We start from the raw sequence: 22,285 nt of genomic DNA on the forward strand, positions 1-22,285 counted from the left end.
ATCTTGAGGTTGCGCCCGCCTCCTGAACCGCCCGGTCAGGCGGCTATGTGGACTTTCCAATCCTTGTCCCGCACCGCGCGGCGCATCGTCTCGGCGAGGAGGGTGAACTCCTCCGCGCGCGGTGACGTCGCCCGGTGGACGAGGCCGATCCTGCGGTACGGCGCGGGCTGCGCGAACCTGCGCACGTGCATCCCGGCCCGGCCTGCCTCGACGGGGACGGCGGATTCCGGCAGCAGCGTCACGCCGAGCCCGCCTGAGACGAGCTGCACGAGCGTCGAGAGGCTCGTCGCGTAGGTGGCGGCCGCCGCCTTGGCGCCGACCTCCCGGCACACTTCGAGCGCCTGGTCCCGCAGGCAGTGGCCTTCGTTGAGCAGGAGGACGTCGAGTTCGCCGAGCAGGGCGCGGTCCACCGGTTCCTCGATGTCCAGGCCGTGCGGCGCGGCCAGCACGAAGTCCTCCTGGTAGAGCGGGATCTCCACGATGCCCGGCATCGTCACGGGCAGCGCGAGGACGACGACGTCAAGGCGCCCGGCGAGGAGTTCCGCGACACACGTCGCCGTCTGCTCTTCCCGGACCGAAAGCTCAATGTCGGGAAAATCACAATTGAGCGCTGGAAGTACCGTAGGTAGCAAATAGGGGGCGACAGTCGGTATAACTCCGAAACGCAACGGACCCGCCAATGGCCCGCGATCGGCCGCCACTTCCTCGGCCATCCTGTCCAGTTCGGCGAGCACGATCGCCGCACGGCGTGCCACCAGCTCGCCCGCGGGGGTCAGCAAAACCTTGCGTGTGGTGCGCTCCACAAGCCTCGTGGCCAGGGCGTCTTCCAGGGCGGCGACCGCGGCGGACAGGGCCGGCTGGCTCATCCGCAGCGCGGCCGCGGCGTCGCGGAAGTGGAGATAGTCCGCGACGGCCAAGAACGCCCGCAATTGGGCGATCGTCGGGCGACTGATAGCTATCCCCTATCGCGAACACTCGGCTGAATCGATTTCTCACATGACGATACATGCGAGAGGCTGAGCACCGTCCACCGACCCCATCCGACCCTAGGAGGGCCCCATGCTCAGCATTGGCGACCAGTTCCCGGCCTACTCTCTGACGGCCTGCGTCTCCCTCGACGCGGACAACGCCTTCGAGACCATCACCGAGAAGTCCTACGAGGGCAAGTGGCGCGTGGTCTTCTTCTGGCCCAAGGACTTCACCTTCGTCTGTCCCACCGAGATCGCCGAGTTCGGCCGCCTCAACGAGGACTTCGCCGACCGTGACGCGCAGGTGCTCGGCGCGTCCGTCGACAACGAGTTCGTGCACTTCAACTGGCGCAAGAACCACCCCGACCTGACCGACCTGCCCTTCCCGATGCTGTCGGACCTCAACCGCGAGCTGTCCTCCGCGCTCGGCATCCTCACCAAGGACGGCGTCGCCCAGCGCGCCACCTTCATCGTGGACCCGAACAACGAGATCCAGTTCGTCATGGTCACCGCGGGCTCCGTCGGCCGGAACGTCAAGGAGGTCCTGCGGGTCCTGGACGCGCTCCAGTCGGACGAGCTGTGCCCGTGCAACTGGAACAAGGGCGAGAGCACCCTCGACGTCAACAAGCTGCTCGCGGGCGTCTGACGATGAGCATCGACAGCCTGAAGAACGCCCTTCCGGCCTACGCCAAGGACATCAAGCTCAACCTGGGCTCGGTGACCACCACCTCGCAGCTGACCGAGCAGCAGCTGTGGGGGACGGTGCTGAGCTGCGCCCTGGCCACCAAGAGCGGCCGTGTCATCGCCGCCGTCTCGGCCGAGGCGGGCGACTACCTCACCGCCGAGGCCTTCGAGGCGGCCAAGGGCGCCGCCGCGATCATGGCGATGAACAACGTCTACTACCGGGCCACGCACCTCATCGGCGACGACACCTACGCGACGCTCCCGGCGAAGCTGCGGATGAGCGTCATCGCCAAGCCCGGCGTGGACAAGGCCGACTTCGAGCTGTGGTGCCTCGCGGTCTCGGCCATCAACGGCTGCGGCCGCTGCCTGGAGTCGCACGAGAAGGTCCTGCGCGACGCCGGACTCTCCCGTGAGCTGATCCAGGAGGCGCTCCGCATCGCCGCCGTGGTCAACGCCACCGCCGCCGTTCTGGAGTCGGAGTCGGCCCTCACCACCGTGTGACCCGCCCGACCCCCGAGCGCCCCGCCCACCGGCGGGGCGCTCCGCTTTTCCCGCGCTCCCCGCCCCGCTCACCTACAGTGTGGGCATAGCGCGCGAAACGGACGAAGATCCTTACGTTGTCCTGATCAGGCACGGTCCACCATGCGAGGATGAGCCCTGGGCGCGCTCGCCCGACCAGGCCCCACTTCCCTAGGAGTCCCGCGCATGCACTCGTCGATCCTCGCCCAGGCCGAAGCACCGGCGGACGGTATCGCGGGCTGGGCCACCGACATCATCGAGAAGGTGGGCGGTCCTGGCGCAGGGCTCCTCATCGCCCTGGAGAACCTCTTCCCGCCGCTGCCGAGCGAGATCATCCTCCCGCTGACCGGCTTCACCGCGGGCCAGGGCAAGATGTCGCTGTTCGAGGCGCTGTTCTGGACGACGCTCGGCGCCGTCGTCGGCGCGTTCGCGCTGTACTGGATCGGCAGGCTCATCGGCCGCGAGCGCATGTACTGGGTGTGGGAGCGGATGCCGCTGGTCAAGGTCTCCGACCTGGAGAAGACCGAGGCGTGGTTCGCCAAGCACGGCACCAAGGCGGTGTTCTTCGGCCGGATGGTGCCGATCTTCCGGAGCCTGATCTCGGTGCCCGCGGGCGTCGAGAAGATGCCGATGCCCACCTTCCTGCTGCTGACGACCGCCGGCAGCCTGATCTGGAACTCGATCCTCGTGCTCGCCGGCTACTGGCTCGGCGACCAGTGGCACGTCGTAGAGACCTACGTCGGCGTCCTGTCGAAGATCGTCCTGGTGGCCGTCGTCGTCGGCGTCATCGCCTACATCGTCGTCCGCCTGCGCGGCCGCAACGGCACCGCGGGCGCCCACCGCGCCCCCTGACGCCAGGCGCCCCCAGACGACAGAACGTCCGGCTCCCCTCAGGGGACCGGACGTTCGTCGTTCGGCGCGGGCCGCTACTTCTTCTTCTTTGTGGCGGGGGCGCGGTACTTCTTCCACAGGGCCCGGACACGGTCGTTCTGGCCCTTGGTGAACTCGGTCATGCAGACGTCCGTCCCGTAGTCCATGTAGTTGTGGATCGGGTCGAGGCCCTCGGACGGGCAGGTGTCGGGGATGGCGTCGTCCGCCGGGCAGCCCGTGGTGGGCACGGCCTGGTCGGGCGTGTCGGCGACGCGGTCGCCCGCGGCGCAGCCGTCCTTGTACGGGTAGTCCCGGCCGAAGGTGTGGTAGAGGCCGAGCCAGTGGCCGACCTCGTGCACCGCGGTGTTGCCAAGGCTGTACTCCTGCAGGTTGCCGCCGGGCAGGCTCTGGTAGTGCAGCACGGCGCCGTCGCGCTTGGGCTGCTTCTTGTAGTCCCACGGGAAGGTGGCCCAGCCGAGCAGTTCCTTGCCGAGGTCGGCGGTGTACAGGTTCAGCGACGCCTTGCCGCCCTTGCGCAGCTTGCGCTTGTAGGTGGTCTCGTACTTCTGCGGGTCCTTGAACCAGGAACCCTTGTTCGTGTACGTGATCTTCTTCAGGTAGAAGTTGATCTTGAGGTTGTGACCGCCCGCGGCACCCTTGTAGCCCCGGTCCAGGACGTCGATCTGCTTGTTGACCGCCTTCTTGGAGAGCTTGCCCTTGTTCCCGTAGTGGATCACGTGGAAGTAGACGGGGATGTGCAGCCACTTCGTGGCCGCCTTGGCGCCCTGGCTGCGGGTGAGCAGGTTCTGCTTGGTCAGCTCGAACTGGACCGCGGCCTCGACGTCCGGGCTCACCCTGCTGTGCGGCTCGACGGCCTTGCCGCCCTTGCGGACACGGGCGACGCTGTGGTCGTCGGTCGCGGGGGCGTGACCGTGATCGTCGAGGCACTCCTCGGCCGCCGCGGCGGGCGCCGGCGCAGGCGCCTGGGGCGCCTTGGCCTGCGCGAGCTGCGGAACGGAGGCCACCACCGCCACGGACAGGCCGATGGCGGCGAGCTTCACGCTCTTCACTTGGCTCCTCGGGGGGTCGGGATCGGGGGTTGGATCAGGGGGGATGCAAATCTACAAGACACTTCCGACACAATGCCTGGCAACCGGGAGATGCCGGACGGACTGTTCCGTTGCCCACACACCGCGTTCACCCAGCGTGCGGGCCATCTAGACTTAGTTGACTCCTCGTTCCCGCGAAAGGTTCTCCGTGTCCGTGACCGAACAGTCGTTCGATACTGTTCTCGTCGTCGACTTCGGCGCGCAGTACGCGCAGCTGATCGCCCGGCGTGTCCGTGAATGCCAGGTCTACAGCGAGATCGTCCCGTCGACCATGCCGGTCAGCGAGATGCTCAGCCGGAACCCCAAGGCGATCATCCTGTCCGGCGGCCCCGCCTCGGTCTACGAGCCGGGCGCGCCCGCCGCGCCCGCGGGCCTGTTCGACGCCGGAGTGCCGGTGTTCGGCATCTGCTACGGCTTCCAGGTGATGGCCCAGACGCTGGGCGGCGTGGTCGAGCGCACCGACGTGGCCGAATACGGCCGCACCGACCTCGACGTCGTCGGCGAGGGCGCCCTGTTCGCCGGGCTGCCCGCCGCGCAGAAGGTCTGGATGTCGCACGGGACGTACGCGTCCAAGGCGCCGGAGGGCTTCACCGTCACCGCGGCCACCGCCGTCACCCCGATCGCCGCGTTCGAGAACCCCGAGGCGGGCTTCTACGGCGTGCAGTTCCACCCCGAGGTGCTGCACACCGAGCACGGCCAGACGGTCATGCGCCGGTTCCTCGAACTCGCGGGCGTCCGGCCGAACTGGACCATGCTCAACATCGCCGAGGAGCAGATCGAGGCGGTCCGCCGCCAGGTCGGCGACCGGCGCGCGATCTGCGGCCTGTCCGGCGGCGTCGACTCCGCGGTGGCCGCCGCGCTCGTGCAGCGCGCCATCGGCGACAAGCTGACCTGCGTCTACGTCGACCACGGGCTGATGCGCAAGGGCGAGTCCGAGCAGGTCGAGAAGGACTTCGTCGCCGCGACCGGCGTCAACCTGCACGTCGTGGACGCCCAGGAGCGGTTCCTGTCCGCGCTGGCCGGGGTCACCGACCCCGAGGAGAAGCGCAAGATCATCGGACGCGAGTTCATCCGCGTCTTCGAGGCGGCCGCGCGCGAGATCTCGGCCGAGGGCGACGTCGAGTTCCTTGTCCAGGGCACCCTCTACCCGGACGTCGTGGAGTCCGGCGGCGGCACCGGCACCGCCAACATCAAGTCGCACCACAACGTCGGCGGCCTGCCCGACGACCTGCGGTTCGCGCTGGTCGAGCCGCTGCGCGCGCTGTTCAAGGACGAGGTGCGCGCGCTCGGCGAGCAGCTCGGCCTGCCCGCCGAGATCGTCTGGCGGCAGCCGTTCCCCGGCCCCGGCCTCGGCATCCGGATCATCGGCGAGGTCACCCGCGAGCGGCTCGACCTGCTGCGCGAGGCCGACGCGATCGCCCGCGAGGAGCTGACCCGCGCCGGGCTCGACCGCGACGTCTGGCAGTTCCCGGTCGTGCTGCTCGCCGACGTGCGCTCGGTCGGCGTCCAGGGCGACGGCCGCACCTACGGCCACCCGGTCGTGCTGCGCCCGGTCAGCAGCGAGGACGCCATGACGGCCGACTGGTCGCGGCTGCCCTACGAGCTGCTGGAGCGCGTCTCCACCCGGATCACCAACGAGGTGCGCGAGGTCAACCGGGTCGTCCTCGACGTCACCAGCAAGCCGCCGGGCACTATCGAGTGGGAGTAGGGCCCAGCACCAGGTCCATGCCGCTGCGGTAGACCTCGGCCGGCACCCGGTCGGGGTCGAGCAGGTGCTGGAGCGCCAGCCCCATCTCCATCGCCAGCGCCAGCGTCGCCCGCCGCCGCACCTCGGCGTCCTTCGCGTCGCCGCCCGCCGTGCCCGCCGTGCCCGCCTCCTCGCCGGGGGCTGCCGCGATGGTGTCGGCGAGGGCGGCGCGGCGGGCCTGGTACCAGTCGGCGATGCGCCAGGCGGCGGCGCCGTCGCGCATGCCGTACAGCCAGAACTCCACGAGCAGCTGGGCGAACTGCCTGTCGTCCTCGCCCGCGCCGATCCAGCGCTGCGTGACGTCGTCGTCGGCGCAGTGGTCGAGCAGCGCCAGGAGCAGGTCGTTCTTGCCGGTGAAGTTCGAGTAGACGGCGCCCTTGGTGAGCCCCGCCGCGTTCGCCACGTCGTCGAGGGACGCCCCGTGGATGCCGCGTTCGGCGAACAGCCGCCGGGCCGCCTCCAGCAGTGCCCGGCGCGTCTGGAGCCGCCGTTCCTGCCGTCCCGCGTGGACCTTCCGCTCCGACTGACCGGTCATCGGGCTCCCTCCCAGGCTGCTCTTCCTGGGATACACCGGACTGGCACCACCGATCCAGGCTTTACCTATGTAGAACGGTCCAAGCCCGACGGAACGCTGAACCGGGTCAACAATGACCGGGTGGACATTGTGAGTTACTTGCGGGTACCCAAAACTGGCCACTCGGTCATATGCTGAGCGTCATGGCTACCCAGACGGCACCCTCCCGCCCCCTCTCCGACGCTGTCATCGCCAAGATCACCTCTTTGGTGACCTCGGACGGGGGCAGCACCGTGATCAACGCCCCGTACACCGGTGAGCCGCTGGCCACACTCCCCCTGTCCTCGGCCAAGGACGTGGAGAGCGCCTCCGCCAAGGCCAAGGCCGCCCAGCGCGCCTGGGCCGCGCTCAGCCCGGCCGAGCGCGCCAAGCCCGTCCTGCGCTTCGTCGACGCCTTCCTCGCCCGCCGCGACGAGATCCTCGACATCCTCCAGTGGGAGACGGGCAAGGCCCGGCGCCACGCCTTCGAGGAGTTCCTCGACGTCGCCCTCGGCAGCCTCCACTACGCCCGCAAGGCGCCGAAGCTGCTCGCCCCCCAGCGCCGCCAGGGCGCCTTCCCCGTCCTGGTGAAGACCCGCGAGCTGCGCCAGCCCAAGGGCGTCGTCGGCATGATCACGCCGTGGAACTACCCGATCAGCATGGGCGTCGGCGACACCGTCCCGGCCCTGCTCGCGGGCAACGCCGTCGTGCACAAGCCGGACACCCAGACCGCGCTCAGCGTGCTGTGGTGCGTCAACCTCCTGATCGAGTCCGGCCTGCCGAAGGACCTCTGGCAGATCGTGCTCGGCGACCCCGCCGACATCGGCGACCCGCTCATCGGCACCGCCGACTACGTCTCCTTCACCGGCTCGACGCGCGCCGGACGCGTCATCGCGGAGAAGGCCGCGCCGCGCCTCATCGGCTACTCGCTGGAGCTGGGCGGCAAGAACCCGATGATCGTCCTTGAGGACGCCGACCTCGGGCGGGCCGCGCGCGGCGCCGTCCGCGCCTGCTTCTCCAACGCGGGCCAGCTGTGCATCTCCATCGAGCGGCTGCTCGTGCACGAGAAGGTCTACGACGCGTTCCTCGCCGCGTTCAAGGCCGAGACCGAGAGGATGGCGCTCGGCTCCGCGCTGGACTTCGAGGCCCAGATGGGCTCGCTCACCTACCCGCGCCAGCTCGACGTCGTCACCGCGCACGTCGACCAGGCCGTCGAGGCGGGCGCCACCGTCGTCGCGGGCGGCAAGGCGCGCCCCGACCTCGGCCCGCTCTTCTACGAGCCGACGATCCTCACCGGCGTCACCACCGACATGGACCTGTGCGCGGGCGAGACCTTCGGGCCCGTCGTCAGCGTCTACCGGTTCGGCACCGAGGAGGAGGCCATCGCGCGGGCCAACGACACCTCCTACGGCCTCAACGCCTCGGTGTGGACCCGCGACACCGCGCGCGGCGCCCGGATCGCCGCGCGGCTGCAGGCCGGCACCGTCAACATCAACGAGGGCTACGCCTCGGCCATGGCCTCGCACGACTCGCCCATGGGCGGGATGAAGCAGTCCGGGATCGGCCGCCGGCACGGCGCCGAAGGGCTGCTGCGGTTCACCGAGGCGCAGACCGTCGCCACCCAGCGGTTCATGGACATGGACGCGCCGCCGAACATGACCTACGCCGCGTACGCCGATCTGCTGACCGGCGCGATCAAGACCCTCAAGAGCCTTCGCCTCAAGTAGCGAGTGAGTGAGGACCCCCCTGTGGAAGGCAACAAAGGCAAGGACTTCGACGTCCTCGTGATCGGCTCGGGGTTCGGCGGCAGCGTCACCGCGCTCCGCCTCACCGAGAAGGGCTACAAGGTCGGCGTGATCGAGGCGGGCCGCCGCTACGACACCCGTGGCGAGGGCACCGGTGACCGTCCGCTGCCCAAGACAAGCTGGCGGCTCCGCTCGTACGTGTGGGCGCCGTTCCTCGGCCTCACCGGCATCCAGCGCATCCACCTCGTGCGCGGCAAAAAGGGCAGCATGGTCACCGTGCTGGCCGGCGCGGGCGTCGGCGGCGGCTCGCTGAACTACGCCAACACCCTGTACGTGCCGCCGGAGCCGTTCTTCCGGGACCGGCAGTGGGCGCACATCACCGACTGGCAGGACGAGCTCGCGCCGTTCTACGACCAGGCCAGGCGGATGCTCGGCGTGGTGCAGAACCCCGCGCTCACCCCGGCCGACCGGGTGATGAAGAAGGTCGCCGAGCGGATGGGCAAGGGCGACACGTTCCGCAAGACGCCCGTCGGCGTGTTCTTCGGCAAGCACGGCGGCTCGCGTGAGGCCGACCCGTACTTCGGCGGGGAGGGCCCCGAGCGGGTCGGCTGCACCCAGTGCGGCGAGTGCATGTCCGGGTGCCGCCACGGCGCCAAGAACATGCTCACCGAGAACTACCTGTACCTCGCCGAGAAGGGCGGCGCGCGGATCATGCCGCTGTCCCGGGTCACCGGCGTGCGGCCGCTCGACGGCGGCGGCTACGCGGTGGACATCGTGCGCACCGGCACCCCGTTCCGTGACCGCAAGACGCTCACCGCCGAGCAGGTGGTGGTCGCGGCCGGGACGTACGGGACGCAGAAGCTGCTGCACAAGCTCAAGGCTTCCTCGCTGCCCCGGCTCTCGGACCGGCTCGGCGTGCTCACCCGCACCAACTCCGAGGCGATCCTCGGCGCGGAGCGGCTCAGGTACGAGGGCGAGGACTACTCCAAGGGCGTGGCGATCACCTCCTCGTTCTTCCCCGACGAGCACACCCACATCGAGCCCGTCCGGTACGGGCACGGCTCGAACCTCATGGGCCTCGTCCGGTCGCTGCTGGTGGACGGCGGCGGCAGGCCCCGCTACCTGAAGTTCCTCGGCGAGGTCGGCCGCCGCCCGTGGGACCTGGTCCGGCTGTTCAACCTGCGGCACTGGTCGGAGCGGACGGTGATCGCGCTGGTCATGCAGACCCGCGACAACTCCATCACCGTGCGGGGCCGCAGGGGCCCGCTCGGCTGGGACGTGCGGGCCGAGCAGGGCCACGGCGAGCCCAACCCGACGTGGATCCCGGTCGGGCACGAGGCGGTCAGGCTGATGGCCGAGGAGACCGGCGGCATGCCGGGCGGGAGCTGGGGCGACCTGTTCGACATCCCGCTCACCGCGCACTTCATCGGCGGCTGCGTCATCGGCGACTCGCCGCAGACCGGCGTCATCGACGCCTACCACCGCGCGTACGGCCACCCCGGCCTGCACATCGTGGACGGCTCGACGATCTCGGCGAACCTCGGCGTCAACCCGTCGCTGACGATCACCGCGCAGGCCGAACGCGCGATGTCGCTGTGGCCGAACAAGGGCGAGCAGGACGCGCGCCCAGCCCTGGAGACGCCCTACACCAGGCTCACGCCCGTCCTCCCGAAGAACCCGCTTGTCCCGGCCAACGCCCCCGCCGCCTACCGCCTCCCCATCGTCGACATCACCTAGCCGCCCGGTTCCACCGGGCACAGCTCTTCAACTGAAGGCGGCTTCGTGGCCGGTGGTGGGGACGATCTCGGGGGCGCCGCGTAGCAGGGCGTCGGCCTCCTGGTCGTCTTCGGACGACTGGGAGGCCCGCTCGGCCTCGACGCCGATCCGGTAGTACTCGACCTCGCGGCGGGCCTGCTCGGCCGTCCAGCCCAGCACGGGCGCGACGAGTTCGGCTGTCTCCTCGGCCGCGCCCAGGCCCCGGTCCCACGTCTCGATGGAGATCCGGGTGCGGCGGGACAGGATGTCGTTCAGGTGCCGCGCCCCCTCGTGTGCGGCGGCGTAGACGATCTCGGCCCGCAGGTAGTCCTCCGCCCCGGCCAGCGGACGGCCGAGGTCGGGCCGTTCGGCGACCAGCGCCAGCAGGTCGTCGATCAGGGTGCCGTACCGCCGCAGCAGGTGTTCGATCCGCGCCACGTGCAGCCCCGACGAGGCGGCGAGCCGGTACCGGGAGTTCCAGACCGCCTGGTAGCCGGTGCCGCCGACCAGGGTGATCCGGTCGGTGCAGGAGGACGCGATCCGCCCGTCGAGGCCGTGCACGACGGCGTCCACCGCGTCCTTGGCCATCACCCGGTAGGTCGTGTACTTGCCGCCGGCGATCATCACCAGCCCCGGGACGGGATGCGCCACCACGTGCTCGCGCGACAGCTTCGACGTCTCGTCGGACTCCCCCGACAGCAGCGGACGCAGCCCCGCGTACACGCCCTCGACGTCGTCATGCGTCAGCGGCACGGTGAGCACCTCGTTCACATGGTCGAGCAGGTAGTCGATGTCGGCCTTGGACGCCGCCGGATGGTCCTTGTCCAGCGTCCACGTGGTGTCGGTGGTGCCGATGATCCAGTGCCGCCCCCACGGGATGACGAACAGCACCGACTTCTCGGTGCGCAGGATGATCCCGGACGCGCTGTGGATGCGGTCGCGCGGCACCACGAGGTGGATGCCCTTGGACGCCCGCACGTGGATCTGCCCGCGCCCGCCGACGAGGTCCTGGATGTCGTCCGTCCACACGCCGGTGGCGTTCACGACCTGCCGGGCCCGCACCTCCACCTTGTCGCCCGACTCCAGGTCGCGCACCCGCACGCCGGTGACCCGCTCGCCCTCGCGCAGGAACCCCACGCACTGCGTCCGGGAGGCGATCTGCGCGCCGTAGCCGGCGGCGGTGCGCAGCACCATCATCACGTACCTGGCGTCGTCCACCTGCGCGTCCCAGTACTGCACCGCCCCGGTGAACGACGACCGCTTCAGCGACGGCGCCACCCGATGCGCCTGCTTCCTGGTGAGGTGCCGGTGCCCCGGCACCCCGCGCGTCGCCCCCATCGAGAAGGACAGCGCGTCGTACAGCGCCACACCCGCCCCCACATATGCGCGCTCCCAGACGTGGTGCGTCATCGGGAACAGGAACGGCACCGGCCGCACCAGGTGCGGGGCGATCCGCTGCAACAGCAGCCCGCGTTCGGTGAGCGCCTCGCGCACGAGGTCGAAGTTGTACTGCTCCAGGTACCGCAGCCCGCCGTGGATCAGCTTGGACGACCGGGAGGAGGTGCCCGAGGCGAAGTCCCGCGCCTCCACCAGCGCCACCCGCAGCCCGCGCGTCACCGCGTCGAGCGCGACGCCCGCGCCGACGATGCCGCCGCCCACCACAACGACGTCGAACTCCTCGACCGCCATCCGGCGCAACGCCTGCTCGCGCTCACCGGGACCCAGCCTCGACGCGCCCAACCCGACGGCGTCCCGCCCGTCCGTACCGTGTCCGTCCGTGCCGTGTCCGTCCGTGTCACGCTCAGCCGCACCGCTCATGTCCCACGCTCCCCCGACCTTAGGTTTCAGCGTTGTCCGTTCCCACGCTAGGCGTCCGCGCAACCCGCGGCATAGCGCCGACCACCAATCATTACCGACTGGTAACAAATCGCGCCGAGCACTTCCCCGCGCGCTGACAAGTCACATAAGGAGGGACGCCGTACACGTGTGCGTACGACGTCCCTGGAGATCACCGGAAGTAACAGAACTCTTACTGCGGGGTGATGACGACCTGGACCCGCTGGAAGTCCTTGACCTCGGTGTATCCCGAGGTCGCCATCGCCCGCTTGAGCGCCCCGACGAGGTTCATCGAGCCGTCCGCGACGTGCGACGGGCCGAACAGGATCTGCTCCAGCGTCCCGATCGTGCCCAGCTCCAGCCGGGTGCCGCGCGGCACGTCGCCGTGGTGCGCCTCGCTGCCCCAGTGGTAGCCGCGCCCCGGCGCCTCGCTCGCCCGCGCGATCGGCGACCCGACCATGACGGCGTCCGCGCCGCACGCGACGGCCTTGGCGATGTCGCCGGACGAGCGCATGCCGCCGTCGGCGATGACGTGCACGTACCGGCCGCCCGACTCGTCCAGGTAGTCCTTGCGCGCCGCGGCGACGTCCGCGACGGCGGTGGCCATCGGCACCGCGACGCCCAGCACGCCGCGGGTGGTGTGCGCCGACCCGCCGCCGAACCCGACGAGGACGCCCGCCGCGCCGGTCCGCATGAGGTGCAGGGCCGCCTGGTAGGTGGCGCACCCGCCGACGATCACCGGCACGTCGAGCTCGTAGATGAACTGCTTCAGGTTGAGCGGTTCGGCCCGGCCCGAGACGTGCTCGGCCGAGACGGTCGTGCCGCGGATGACGAACAGGTCGACGCCCGCGTCCACCACGGTCTTGGAGAGCTTGGCGGTGCGCTGCGGCGACAGCGAGGCGGCGACCGTCACCCCGGCCTCACGGACCTCGGCGATGCGCCGCCCGATCAGCTCCTCCCTGATCGGCGCGCTGTAGACCTCCTGGAGCCTGCGGGTCGCGCGCGCCTCGTCCAGGCCCGCGATCTCCGCGAGCAGCGGCTCGGGGTCCTCGTAGCGCGTCCACAGCCCTTCGAGGTCCAGGACGCCGACGCCGCCGAGCCGTCCGATCGCGATGGCCGTCGCCGGGCTCACCACGCTGTCCATCGGCGCGACCAGCAGCGGGATCTCGAATCGGTAGGCGTCGATCTGCCAGGCGACGCTGACCTCTTCGGGGTCACGCGTCCGGCGGGACGGGACGATGCCGATCTCGTCGAAGGCATAGGCCCGGCGCCCGCTCTTGCCGCGCCCGATCTCAACCTCAGCAGCCACCCTCTAGCCCTTCATAAGTCGCGCCCCCTCGGAGGGGCGACGCGTCATCGTCACCCCTGGGAGGGGCCCAACGCCAAGTCGAACGCGGCGAGTCTATCGACCCTGGTAGTTCGGGGCTTCGACGGTCATCTGGATGTCGTGCGGGTGGCTCTCCTTGAGCCCGGCGGAGGTGATCTGCATGAGCCGCCCGCCCTCCTGGAGTTCGGAGATGGTGCGGCTGCCGGTGTACCACATGGCCTGCTGGAGGCCGCCGACGAGCTGGTGCGCGACGGCCGCGAGCGGACCCCGGTAGGGCACCTGGCCCTCGACGCCCTCGGGGATCAGCTTCTCCTCGGAGGAGACCTCGCCCTGCGCGTACCTGTCCTTGGAGTAGGACTTCCCGCGCTCACGGTTGCGCATCGCGCCCAGCGAGCCCATGCCCCGGTACATCTTGTACTGCTTGCCGTGCACGAACACCAGGTCGCCGGGGGATTCGTCCACACCCGCGAGCAGGGAGCCGAGCATCACGGTGGAGGCGCCCGCGGCGATGGCCTTGCCGATGTCGCCCGAGTACTGGAGGCCGCCGTCGCCGATCACCGGCACGCCCGCGGGGGCGCAGGCCCGCGCCGCCTCGTGGATCGCGGTGATCTGCGGCACGCCCACGCCCGCCACCACGCGGGTGGTGCAGATGGAGCCGGGGCCGACGCCCACCTTGACGGCGTCCGCGCCCGCGTCCACGAGCGCCTTGGCGCCCGCGTAGGTGGCGATGTTGCCTGCGATCACCTGGACGCGGCTGTTGGCCTTGACCTTGGCGACGGTGTCGAGCACGCCCTTGGAGTGGCCGTGCGCGGTGTCCACGATGATCGCGTCGACGCCCGCGTCGATGAGCGCCTGCGCCCGGCGGATCGCGTCCTCGCCGACCCCGACGGCGGCCGCCACGACGAGCCGCCCTTCCTCGTCCTTGGTGGCGTTCGGGTAGCGCTCGGTCTTGGTGAAGTCCTTGACGGTGATGAGGCCGCGCAGCCTGCCTTCGCCGTCGATCAGCGGCAGCTTCTCGATCTTGTTCCGGGCCAGGAGCGCGAACGCCTCCTCCCGGTCGACGTTCTCCGGCGCGGTGACCAGCGGCATCGGGGTCATCACCTCGGCCACCGGACGGGACATGTCGGTCTCAAAACGCATGTCCCGGTTCGTCACGATGCCCAGGAGGACGCCGCGCTCGTCCGTCACCGGGACGCCGGAAATCCGGTAGCGGGCGCACAGCTCCTCCACGTCCGCGAGCGTCGCGAACGGGGTGCAGGTGACCGGGTTGGTGATCATCCCGGCTTCCGACCGCTTCACCGTGTCCACGTACTGGGCCTGCTCGTCCGCCGACAGGTTCCGGTGCAGCACGCCGATGCCGCCCTGGCGGGCCATCGCGATGGCCATCCGCTCCTCGGTGACGGTGTCCATCGCCGCCGACAGCAGCGGGATCTTCAGGGTGATGCCCCTGGAAAGCCGCGTCGTGGTGTCGGCGTCGCCCGGCTGCAGGTCGGAGAAGCCCGGCAGCAGCAGCACGTCGTCGAAGGTCAGCCCCACGGGAGCGAACTTGCCGGGGTCCTGAGCGGCGGGGTTCATGATCGGCCTTTCCTGCGGGGTTGGCGGCTTTTGGTTACCCATCGTAGGGGTAACACCCCGTGGGACCTGCGACTTCCCGGCATCCCCGCGCGCGCAGTAGTTTGGGACTGTGCACGACGAAGCTCCGCTCGACCCGTTCGCCGGCGACCCGGACGACCCGGCCGCCGCCCTCGGCGAGCTCGAAGAGATCGCTCCGCTGAGCTCGGCGGAGCGTGAGGACGTGCTCGCCGACCTCGCCGACCTCGAGGTCTTCCGGACCCTGCTGGAGCCGCTGGGCGTGCGCGGCCTCACCGTGGACTGCGAGGACTGCGGCAGGACCCACTACATCGACTGGGAGCTCCTGCGCGGCAACCTCAGGCACCTGCTCGACGAGGGCCAGCCCAGGGTGCACGAACCGGCCCTCGACCCCGATCCCGTGGATTACGTCACATGGGAGTACGCCCGGGGCTACGTCGACGGCGTGATCGACAGCGAAGAGGGCAAGGGCTGACGCCCCGCACGCCCGCGTAAGCCCGCCGGTTCAGGCCGACTCCTCCAACTGGTCCATGGCCAACGCCATGGCCCGCAGCCGTGCCAGCGCCCGGTGCTGCGCCACCCGGACGGCGCCCGCCGTCATGCCCAGCACCGTCCCGGTCTCCTCCGCCGACAGGCCCCGCACCACCCGCAGCAGCACGAGTTCCCGCTGCTGCTCGGTGAGCCTGCCCAGCATCTCCCTGGCCTGCGCCGCCTCCAGGTAGCGGACGACGGTCTCCTCCGGCCCTGGACCCTCGTCGGGGCCGTCCGGCAGGTCCTCGGTGGGCACCGCGGTGCGGATCGCCGCGCGCAGCGCGTCGGCGACCTTGTGCGAGGCGATGCCGAAGACGAACGACACGAACGGCCGTCCCATGTCGCGGTAGCGGGGCAGCGCCGACAGCACGGCGATGCACACTTCCTGGGCGACGTCGTCGGCGGCGTGGTACTGCCCCGAGACCCGGCCCAATCGGGCCCGGCAATAACGCACCACCATGGGCCGTACGTGCCCTATCAGCACCTCGGTCGCTTTTGTGTCTCCTTGGACCGCGAGATGCGCCAATTCCCGTAGGTCCGGCTCGCTCTCCCCGGTACGGGACGGTACCGGCTCCAGCCGGTGATCGGTCCCGACGATCGCAGCCTCCGTCACGTAGAGCACTATGCCCACGTGGAAGGTTCAAGTCTTCACAGATCTCGGCAACAGAATGGTCACAGTGCGCGGCCACCGCCGAAACCCGGCGACAATACGGAAAAACCCCCATGGAAAGCCATGGGGGTTCTCCGTGGTGCGGTCAGCCGTCAGTGGCCGTGCCCGTGGCCGTGGCCGCCCGCGGCGGCGGGGGCCTCCTCCTCGGGCTTCTCGACGACGAGCGCCTCGGTCGTGAGCAGCATGCCCGCGATCGACGCGGCGTTGGTGACGGCGGAGCGCGTCACCTTCACCGGGTCGATGACGCCGGCGGCCTTGAGGTCGCCGTACTCGCCGGTCGCGGCGTTGTAGCCGTGGCCGGCGGGCAGCTCCTGGATCTTGGAGACGACGACGTAGCCCTCCTGGCCCGCGTTCTCGGCGATCCAGCGGGCCGGCTCGACCAGCGAGCGGCGCAGCGCCTCGGCGCCGGTGGCCTCGTCGCCGGTCAGGCCGAGCGAGTCGAAGCCCTCCTTGGCCACGTGCGCGAGCGCGGAGCCACCGCCGGAGACGATGCCCTCCTCGATCGCGGCGCGGGTCGCGGAGATCGCGTCCTCAAGGCGGTGCTTCTTCTCCTTCAGCTCCACCTCGGTGGCCGCGCCGACGCGCAGGACGCACACGCCGCCCGACAGCTTGGCGAGGCGCTCCTGGAGCTTCTCGCGGTCCCAGTCGGAGTCGCTGTTCTCGATCTCGACCTTGATCTGGCGGACCCGGTCCGACAGCTCCTGCGCCTCGCCCAGGCCGTCGACGATCGTCGTGCTGTCCTTGGTGACGGTGATGCGGCGGGCCTGGCCCAGCACGTCGAGGCCGACGCTGTCGAGCTTGAGGCCGATCGCCTCGGAGACGACCTGGCCGCCCGTCAGGGTGGCGATGTCGCCCAGCATCGCCTTGCGGCGGTCGCCGAAGCCGGGGGCCTTCACCGCGACCGACAGGAAGGTGCCCCGGATCTTGTTGGCGACCAGCAGCGCCAGCGCCTCGCCCTCGACATCCTCGGCGATGACCAGCAGCGGCTTCTTGCTCTGCGCGACCTTCTCGGCCAGCGGCAGGAACTCGTTGACGCTGGAGATCTTGCCCTCGACGACGAGCACGTAGGCGTCCTCCAGGACGGCCTCCATGCGCTCGGGGTCGGTCACCATGTGCGGCGACAGGTAGCCCTTGTCGAACTGCAGGCCCTCGGTGAACTCCAGCTCCAGGCCGAAGGTGTGGGCCTCCTCGACGGTGATGACACCGTCCTTGCCCACCTTGTCGAACGCCTCGGCGATCAGCTCGCCGATCTTGGCGTCCTGCGCGGAGATCGTGCCGACGTGCGCGATCGACGCCTTGTCGTCGACCTCGGTCGCCGACTTCAGCAGCAGGTCGGACACGTGCTTGGCGGCGATGTCGATGCCGCGCTTCAGGCTCAGCGGCGACGCGCCGGCCGCCACGTTGCGCAGGCCCTCGCGGACCAGCGCCTGCGCCAGGACGGTCGCGGTGGTGGTGCCGTCACCCGCGACGTCGTTGGTCTTGGTGGCGACTTCCTTGACGAGCTGGGCGCCCAGGTTCTCGTACGGGTTCTCCAGCTCGACCTCACGGGCGATGGTCACGCCGTCGTTCGTGATGGTCGGAGCGCCGAACTTCTTGTCGATGACGACGTTGCGGCCGCGCGGGCCGATCGTCACCTTCACCGCGTCCGCGAGGGCGTTGACGCCGCGCTCGAGGGCGCGCCGCGCGTTCTCGTCGAACTCCAGGATCTTGGCCATTTTCGGGTTTTCCCTCTGTCTGCCGTATAAGCGCGCCGCCCCGGCCGCCCGGTGGGGCCGCCGGGGCGGACGACGCGAGCCGAAGGCTCTTACTTCTGGATGATCGCGAGGACGTCGCGAGCGGACAGGACGAGGTACTCCTCGCCGTTGTACTTGACCTCGGTGCCGCCGTACTTGGAGTACAGGACGACGTCGCCCACGGCGACGTCCAGCGGCACGCGGGCGCCCTTGTCGTCGACCCGGCCGGGGCCGACGGCGAGGACGGTGCCCTCCTGGGGCTTCTCCTTGGCCGTGTCGGGGATGACCAGGCCGGAAGCGGTGGTGGTCTCGGCCTCGAGCGGCTGGACCACGATGCGGTCCTCGAGCGGCTTGAGGACAACCTTGGTGGCGGTCGACACGTCGAACCTCCCCTTCGGATGTGAAGTGTGCGTTGTCTGCTTAGGAGGCGACCTCGACCGGCCTGTCGTCGCGGGTGCCAGACCGGGCTTGTCGCTTTGGCACTCTCCCCTGGAGAGTGCCAGTCAGTGACATTATGCCGTGCCTGTACAACAGTCAACCGGACTCCCTGTAGCCGTCCCCGCTCTACCGTGGTGGCATGCAGACCGACGCCTTCGCCGCCCTGCTCACCCCGGCCGGGCAGGAGGTTCTCGCGCGCGCCGCCGAGGCCGACACCACCGAGAACGGCATCCTCGCCGCGGCGTCCGCGCTGCGCGGCAGGTACCCCGCCGAACTCGTCGGCGCGGCCCTCACGCAGACGCGGCTGCGCGCGCGGGCTGCCGCCAAGTTCGGGCCCGACGCCGCCCGCATGTACTTCACCCCGCACGGCCTCGAACAGTCCACCAGGACGGCCGTGGCCGCCTACCGTGCCGCGCGCTTCACCGGGCCCGTCCTGGAGCTGTGCTGCGGCATCGGAGCCGATCTGCTGCACCGTGCGCGCGCGGGCGTCCCCGGCGACGGCGTCGACGTGGACCCGCTGACGGTCGCCGTCGCGCAAGCCAACCTGGCCGCTTTCGACGTCGGCGGCACCGCGTCCGCCCGGCTCGGCGACGCGCTCGACCAGGACCCGTCCCGGTACACCGAGGTCTTCGCCGACCCCGGACGCCGCACCTCCCGAGGACGTGTCTTCGATCCGAAGTCCTACGAACCGCCCCTGGACCGGCTCCTGGCACTGGCCGCCAAGGCCCCGGGAGCGTGTGTGAAGGTCGCTCCCGGCATCCCCTACGAGGCCATTCCGGAAGACGCGTCCACCGAATGGATATCCGAGGACGGCGACGTCAAGGAAGCGGCCCTGTGGCTCGGACGGCTCGCGCAAGGCCCGTCCCGTAAGGCGACCCTCCTCAAACGCGGCGAGGTCCACAGCCTCGAACCCGACGAGAAGACGTCGGTGCCACCCGTCCGGGAATGGGGCGCCTACCTGTACGAACCCGACGGCGCCGTCATCAGGGCCCACCTGGTAGGCGAGGCGGCGGCCCTCGTGGACGGCGGCCTCGCCGACCCGCGCATCGCCTACATCACGTCCGACTCCCTCATCCCCACCCCTTACGCCGCCGCCTACGAAATCCACGAGGTGCTGCCCTTCTCCGTCAAACGGCTCAAGGCGGCACTGCGCGCCCACGACGTCGGCGCGCTCACCCTCAAGAAACGCGGGTTCGCCGCCGACCTCGACCGGCTCCGCCGCGACCTGCGCCCGTCCGGGACCCGTCCCGGAACCGTCGTGCTCACCCGCGTCGGCGACGCCCCCGTGGCGCTCGTGTGCGCGCCCGCGTCCGGACCCGGCCACAAAAGCGCCGTCCAGGATCCGGCAAACAATGGGGCGCGCTGAAGGAATACCTTTTCCCGGCCCGGTGAAGAATTCGTGGAACGCGCCCGGAGCGGCCGCCGAGCACCCCCACCGCCTTTCATGGCGAAACCGGCGAAAAGACCCGGCCAGCGCGCCGCGGAACACCCCCATCGCACCCTGGAAACGGCGAGGTCCGGCCTTTCCCCCAGACCATCAGAACCACCGTTTCCACCAAGATCTCAACGTATTCCAGCGCCGTCTAATCGCTTTGTGATCAAGCACTAATGTAAGGACCTCACATCAATGCCACGCGCCCTTCAGGTATTCAGGGGCACGGGCGTGAGAAGGGGCATGCGTTGGAAACGAATCACAACTTCCTGCAGACGGGGGGTCAACCGGTCTCGGACCGGATGCGGGAGTTGCTCGCCCGGGCGGCGCAAGACCATGTGTACGAGTCACGCTCACAGGGTCAGGTCCTGGACGAGATCCGCCAGCGGCTCGAAGGCATGGAGTGGCTGCTGCGCGAGGTCAGGGAACGCGAGCTGAGCAGCCTCACCGGCCAGCTCGACGGCGTCCGCGGGCACCTGGACGAGCTCACCGGCAAGGCTCCCGGCTGGGCCGAGGGGCTCGGCGAGCACCTGGAGGCCGTAGGCGAGCGCATCAAGCCCGTCAGCGAACTCCCGGCGCTGTGGGCCGACGTCGGCGTCGTCGCCGAGAACGTCGACGAGAGCCTCACCCGGCTCCAGTCCGTCATGGACTCCGCCGCGCACATCGCGGACGCCACCGCCGCGGCGTCCCAGCGCATGGAGGACATGACCAAGCGCCTCGACAAGCTCCAGGGCGCGATGGAGGCGGCGTCCGTCAGGTTCAACCGGCTCGACAAGTCCCTCGCCGAGCTGGGCCACCGGTCGGAGAAGCTCGAACACACCGTCACCGGGATCACCACCCGGGTCGAGCAGTCGCTCACCGAGATGGCCGAACGCATCGACCAGGGCCTGGACTCCCTCGGCAGCCGCGTCGAGGGACTCGGCGGCCGGCTCGAGGGCCTCGACGGCAGGCTCGAAGGGCTCACCGGCAAGATCAACGGGTTCGACAGCAGGTTCGACGCGCTCGGCGAGCGGCTCACCCAACTGCCCGCCGCGCTGGAGATCAACGAGATCCACCGCAGGCTCGCCGAACTCGCCGCCCGCCCCCACCTCGACTACGGCGAGCGCTTCGACGAGCTGGAGCGGCAGGTCTCCACCGTCACCGACCCGCTCATCGTGGAGCTGCGCAGCAGGCCCGACCGCACCGAGATCGAGGACACCGTGTCCAAGATCGTGGAGAGCGCCTACAGCGGCCTCAGCCGACGCCTGGAGGAGACCACAAAGACCGTCCAGGAGGACATGAAGCGGCGCCTGGAAGGCACCCAGGACGAGGTGACCCGCAAGGTCGACCACGTCCGCGACGACATCTCCAAGCGCTTCGAGGACATCCACGGCGACGTCACCAAGAGGGTCGAGTCCGTCTTCGAGGAGGTCATCAAGCGGTCCGACGCGGTGCACGACGAGGTCGCCAAGAGGTCCGACGCCGTGCACGAGGAGGTCGCCAAACGCTCCGAGCACATGCAGTCCGAGCTCGGCAAGCGGGTGGACGGCGTCCAGGAGGACGTCGGCAAGCGCGTCAGCGCCGTGCACGAGGACGTGCTCAAGCGCCTCGCCACCCTTGAGGAGACCATGCTCGCCCTCGCCGAGGCGCTCCTGCGCCCCCGGAGGGACGGCAAAGAGTAATCCCGCATGACGCACGTGGCCTTACGGGGGGAGCGCCGCACGCCCCTCCGTAAGGCCACGTGCGCGAACGGGAAAGTGTTACGTTCAGCTTCCGCAAAATCACTCCTCCTCTCCTTCGGAATCCGTTTACATGGACCCCGTGACCACCGCCGACGCCGCCGCCCGCGCCACCGGGGCACTACCCCTCGGCCGGCCGCCGAGCGCGGCCACCCTGCGCTGGGTGTGCGAGTGCCTCGGCGCGGGCAGCACGGTACGGCTCCAGCGGCCGCTCACCGGCGGGATGAGCCGCACCAACCACGCGCTGCTCGTCGAGACCCGCTCCGGCAGCGTGCACCGCCTCGTGCTGCGCCGCTGGACCGACTGGGACCCCGAGTACCCGCCCGAGCGCGAGATCGCCGCGCTGCTGCTGCTCGCCGGCTGCGAGATCCCCACCCCCCAGCTCATCGCCGCGGACCCCTCAGGGAGCCGCTGCGACGCCCCCGCGCTCCTCATCACGCGCCTGCCGGGCCATCCGCCCCGGCCCGTCCCCGAGGACCTCTCGGAGTACCTCATCCAGCTTGCGGCCGCGCTGGTCACCCTCCACGACGTCCGCGGCGGCACCACCATGCCGCCCTACACCCCCTACAACCGGCTCCTCATCCGTCAGCCGCCCTTCCACGCCCGCAACCCCGGCGTCTGGGACAAGGCGCAGGAGATCGTGGCGGAGCCGCAGCCCGAGTTCGTCCCGCACTTCATCCACCGCGACTACCACCCGGACAACTCCCTGTGGGCGAACGGCCGGCTCCAGGGCGTCGTCGACTGGGACAAGGCGTCCTACGGGCCGATCGGCGTGGACGTCGCGCACATGCGCTGGAACCTCGTCGCCCGCTACGGCAGGGACGCCGCCGACGCCTTCGCCGCCGCGTTCGAGCAGGTCCGCGGCAACTACGACCACCACCCGTACTGGGATCTGCGCTGCGTCATCGACCTCCTCCCGGAGGACGGCGGCCACCTCCCGGCCCCCCTGGTCGAACGCCTGGAGGACTACCTCGAATCCCTCCTCTCCGACCTAGGCGTCCTCCCCCACTGACCACTTCCCTCTGACGGCCCGTGCCATCCCTTCCCCAGAAATGCGGAA

The 22,285-nt window shown here is 70.1% G+C and carries 19 protein-coding genes; 10 read left to right on the forward strand and 9 right to left on the reverse strand.

Annotation, left to right across the window (positions count from 1 at the left end; genetic code table 11):
* Window positions 1-35: 35 nt before the first annotated feature.
* Complete coding sequence (locus LO762_RS28960) at window positions 36-929, reverse strand: hydrogen peroxide-inducible genes activator (RefSeq protein WP_230619310.1); 894 nt, start codon at window positions 927-929, stop codon at window positions 36-38.
* 130 nt (window positions 930-1,059) lie between these two features.
* Between LO762_RS28960 and LO762_RS28965 the strand changes: the two genes are divergently transcribed.
* From LO762_RS28965 to LO762_RS28975, 3 genes are all read left to right on the forward strand, one after another.
* Window positions 1,060-1,614, forward strand: coding sequence for a peroxiredoxin (locus tag LO762_RS28965; protein ID WP_230619311.1), 555 nt, complete (start codon window positions 1,060-1,062; stop codon window positions 1,612-1,614).
* 2 nt (window positions 1,615-1,616) lie between these two features.
* The gene (locus LO762_RS28970) at window positions 1,617-2,153 is read left to right on the forward strand and encodes a carboxymuconolactone decarboxylase family protein (RefSeq protein WP_230619312.1); all 537 of its coding nucleotides are present in this window, start codon (window positions 1,617-1,619) and stop codon (window positions 2,151-2,153) included.
* A gap of 204 nt (window positions 2,154-2,357) precedes the next feature.
* Window positions 2,358-3,023, forward strand: coding sequence for a DedA family protein (locus LO762_RS28975; protein ID WP_230619313.1), 666 nt, complete (start codon window positions 2,358-2,360; stop codon window positions 3,021-3,023).
* A gap of 74 nt (window positions 3,024-3,097) precedes the next feature.
* On the opposite strand, the gene LO762_RS33760 is transcribed toward LO762_RS28975, so the two are convergent.
* A complete protein-coding gene (locus LO762_RS33760; protein ID WP_230619314.1) occupies window positions 3,098-4,111 on the reverse strand; it encodes a zinc metalloprotease in 1,014 nt (337 codons plus the stop codon).
* A 187-nt stretch (window positions 4,112-4,298) separates the two neighbouring features.
* Between LO762_RS33760 and guaA the strand changes: the two genes are divergently transcribed.
* Window positions 4,299-5,858 (forward strand): glutamine-hydrolyzing GMP synthase, encoded by a 1,560-nt coding sequence (gene guaA / locus LO762_RS28985; protein ID WP_230619315.1) that lies wholly within the window; start codon window positions 4,299-4,301, stop codon window positions 5,856-5,858.
* Here guaA and LO762_RS28990 read toward each other — a convergent pair.
* The gene (locus tag LO762_RS28990; protein WP_230619316.1) at window positions 5,842-6,432 is read right to left on the reverse strand and encodes a TetR/AcrR family transcriptional regulator; all 591 of its coding nucleotides are present in this window, start codon (window positions 6,430-6,432) and stop codon (window positions 5,842-5,844) included. The genes guaA and LO762_RS28990 overlap by 17 nt on opposite strands.
* 182 nt (window positions 6,433-6,614) lie before the next feature.
* Between LO762_RS28990 and LO762_RS28995 the strand changes: the two genes are divergently transcribed.
* Both LO762_RS28995 and LO762_RS29000 read left to right on the forward strand, forming a co-directional pair.
* Window positions 6,615-8,177, forward strand: coding sequence for a succinic semialdehyde dehydrogenase (locus LO762_RS28995; RefSeq protein WP_230619317.1), 1,563 nt, complete (start codon window positions 6,615-6,617; stop codon window positions 8,175-8,177).
* Between the two features lie 21 nt (window positions 8,178-8,198).
* A complete protein-coding gene (locus tag LO762_RS29000; RefSeq protein ID WP_230619318.1) occupies window positions 8,199-9,932 on the forward strand; it encodes a GMC oxidoreductase in 1,734 nt (577 codons plus the stop codon).
* A 27-nt stretch (window positions 9,933-9,959) separates the two neighbouring features.
* On the opposite strand, the gene glpD is transcribed toward LO762_RS29000, so the two are convergent.
* From glpD to guaB, 3 genes are all read right to left on the reverse strand, one after another.
* A complete protein-coding gene (gene glpD, locus LO762_RS29005; protein ID WP_230619329.1) occupies window positions 9,960-11,639 on the reverse strand; it encodes a glycerol-3-phosphate dehydrogenase in 1,680 nt (559 codons plus the stop codon).
* Between the two features lie 340 nt (window positions 11,640-11,979).
* Window positions 11,980-13,095, reverse strand: a complete 1,116-nt coding sequence (locus LO762_RS29010; RefSeq protein ID WP_230619319.1) for a GuaB3 family IMP dehydrogenase-related protein — start codon at window positions 13,093-13,095, stop codon at window positions 11,980-11,982.
* Window positions 13,096-13,188: 93 nt separating this feature from the next.
* A complete protein-coding gene (gene guaB, locus LO762_RS29015) occupies window positions 13,189-14,688 on the reverse strand; it encodes an IMP dehydrogenase (RefSeq protein WP_230619320.1) in 1,500 nt (499 codons plus the stop codon).
* 109 nt (window positions 14,689-14,797) lie between these two features.
* Between guaB and LO762_RS29020 the strand changes: the two genes are divergently transcribed.
* A complete protein-coding gene (locus LO762_RS29020; protein WP_230619321.1) occupies window positions 14,798-15,178 on the forward strand; it encodes a DUF5319 domain-containing protein in 381 nt (126 codons plus the stop codon).
* 30 nt (window positions 15,179-15,208) lie between these two features.
* On the opposite strand, the gene LO762_RS29025 is transcribed toward LO762_RS29020, so the two are convergent.
* From LO762_RS29025 to groES, 3 genes are all read right to left on the reverse strand, one after another.
* The gene (locus LO762_RS29025; RefSeq protein ID WP_230619330.1) at window positions 15,209-15,811 is read right to left on the reverse strand and encodes a sigma-70 family RNA polymerase sigma factor; all 603 of its coding nucleotides are present in this window, start codon (window positions 15,809-15,811) and stop codon (window positions 15,209-15,211) included.
* A gap of 185 nt (window positions 15,812-15,996) precedes the next feature.
* Window positions 15,997-17,619 (reverse strand): chaperonin GroEL, encoded by a 1,623-nt coding sequence (gene groL, locus LO762_RS29030; RefSeq protein ID WP_230619322.1) that lies wholly within the window; start codon window positions 17,617-17,619, stop codon window positions 15,997-15,999.
* 89 nt (window positions 17,620-17,708) lie between these two features.
* On the reverse strand, window positions 17,709-18,017 hold the full coding sequence (gene groES, locus LO762_RS29035; protein WP_230619323.1) for a co-chaperone GroES: 309 nt from the start codon (window positions 18,015-18,017) through the stop codon (window positions 17,709-17,711).
* A gap of 197 nt (window positions 18,018-18,214) precedes the next feature.
* On the opposite strand from groES, the gene LO762_RS29040 reads away from it, so the two are divergent.
* The 3 genes from LO762_RS29040 (at window position 18,215) to LO762_RS29050 (ending at window position 22,237) form a co-directional block, all read left to right on the forward strand.
* The gene (locus LO762_RS29040; protein WP_230619324.1) at window positions 18,215-19,441 is read left to right on the forward strand and encodes a class I SAM-dependent methyltransferase; all 1,227 of its coding nucleotides are present in this window, start codon (window positions 18,215-18,217) and stop codon (window positions 19,439-19,441) included.
* A gap of 314 nt (window positions 19,442-19,755) precedes the next feature.
* A complete protein-coding gene (locus tag LO762_RS29045; protein ID WP_230619325.1) occupies window positions 19,756-21,168 on the forward strand; it encodes a hypothetical protein in 1,413 nt (470 codons plus the stop codon).
* 130 nt (window positions 21,169-21,298) lie between these two features.
* Window positions 21,299-22,237 (forward strand): phosphotransferase family protein, encoded by a 939-nt coding sequence (locus LO762_RS29050; protein WP_230619326.1) that lies wholly within the window; start codon window positions 21,299-21,301, stop codon window positions 22,235-22,237.
* Window positions 22,238-22,285 lie beyond the last annotated feature (48 nt).

This window comes from Actinocorallia sp. API 0066 (assembly GCF_020991275.1).
Lineage (GTDB): Bacteria > Actinomycetota > Actinomycetes > Streptosporangiales > Streptosporangiaceae > Actinocorallia.

Coding starts and splice junctions, on each gene's coding strand:
- LO762_RS28965 (WP_230619311.1), top strand. CDS start 1,060: ATGCTCAGCATTGGCGACCAGTTCCCGGCCTACTCTCTGACGGCCTGC.
- LO762_RS28970 (WP_230619312.1), top strand. CDS start 1,617: ATGAGCATCGACAGCCTGAAGAACGCCCTTCCGGCCTACGCCAAGGAC.
- LO762_RS28975 (WP_230619313.1), top strand. CDS start 2,358: ATGCACTCGTCGATCCTCGCCCAGGCCGAAGCACCGGCGGACGGTATC.
- LO762_RS28990 (WP_230619316.1), bottom strand. CDS start 6,432: ATGACCGGTCAGTCGGAGCGGAAGGTCCACGCGGGACGGCAGGAACGG.
- LO762_RS28995 (WP_230619317.1), top strand. CDS start 6,615: ATGGCTACCCAGACGGCACCCTCCCGCCCCCTCTCCGACGCTGTCATC.
- glpD (WP_230619329.1), bottom strand. CDS start 11,639: ATGGCGGTCGAGGAGTTCGACGTCGTTGTGGTGGGCGGCGGCATCGTC.
- guaB (WP_230619320.1), bottom strand. CDS start 14,688: ATGAACCCCGCCGCTCAGGACCCCGGCAAGTTCGCTCCCGTGGGGCTG.
- groL (WP_230619322.1), bottom strand. CDS start 17,619: ATGGCCAAGATCCTGGAGTTCGACGAGAACGCGCGGCGCGCCCTCGAG.
- LO762_RS29040 (WP_230619324.1), top strand. CDS start 18,215: ATGCAGACCGACGCCTTCGCCGCCCTGCTCACCCCGGCCGGGCAGGAG.
- LO762_RS29050 (WP_230619326.1), top strand. CDS start 21,299: ATGGACCCCGTGACCACCGCCGACGCCGCCGCCCGCGCCACCGGGGCA.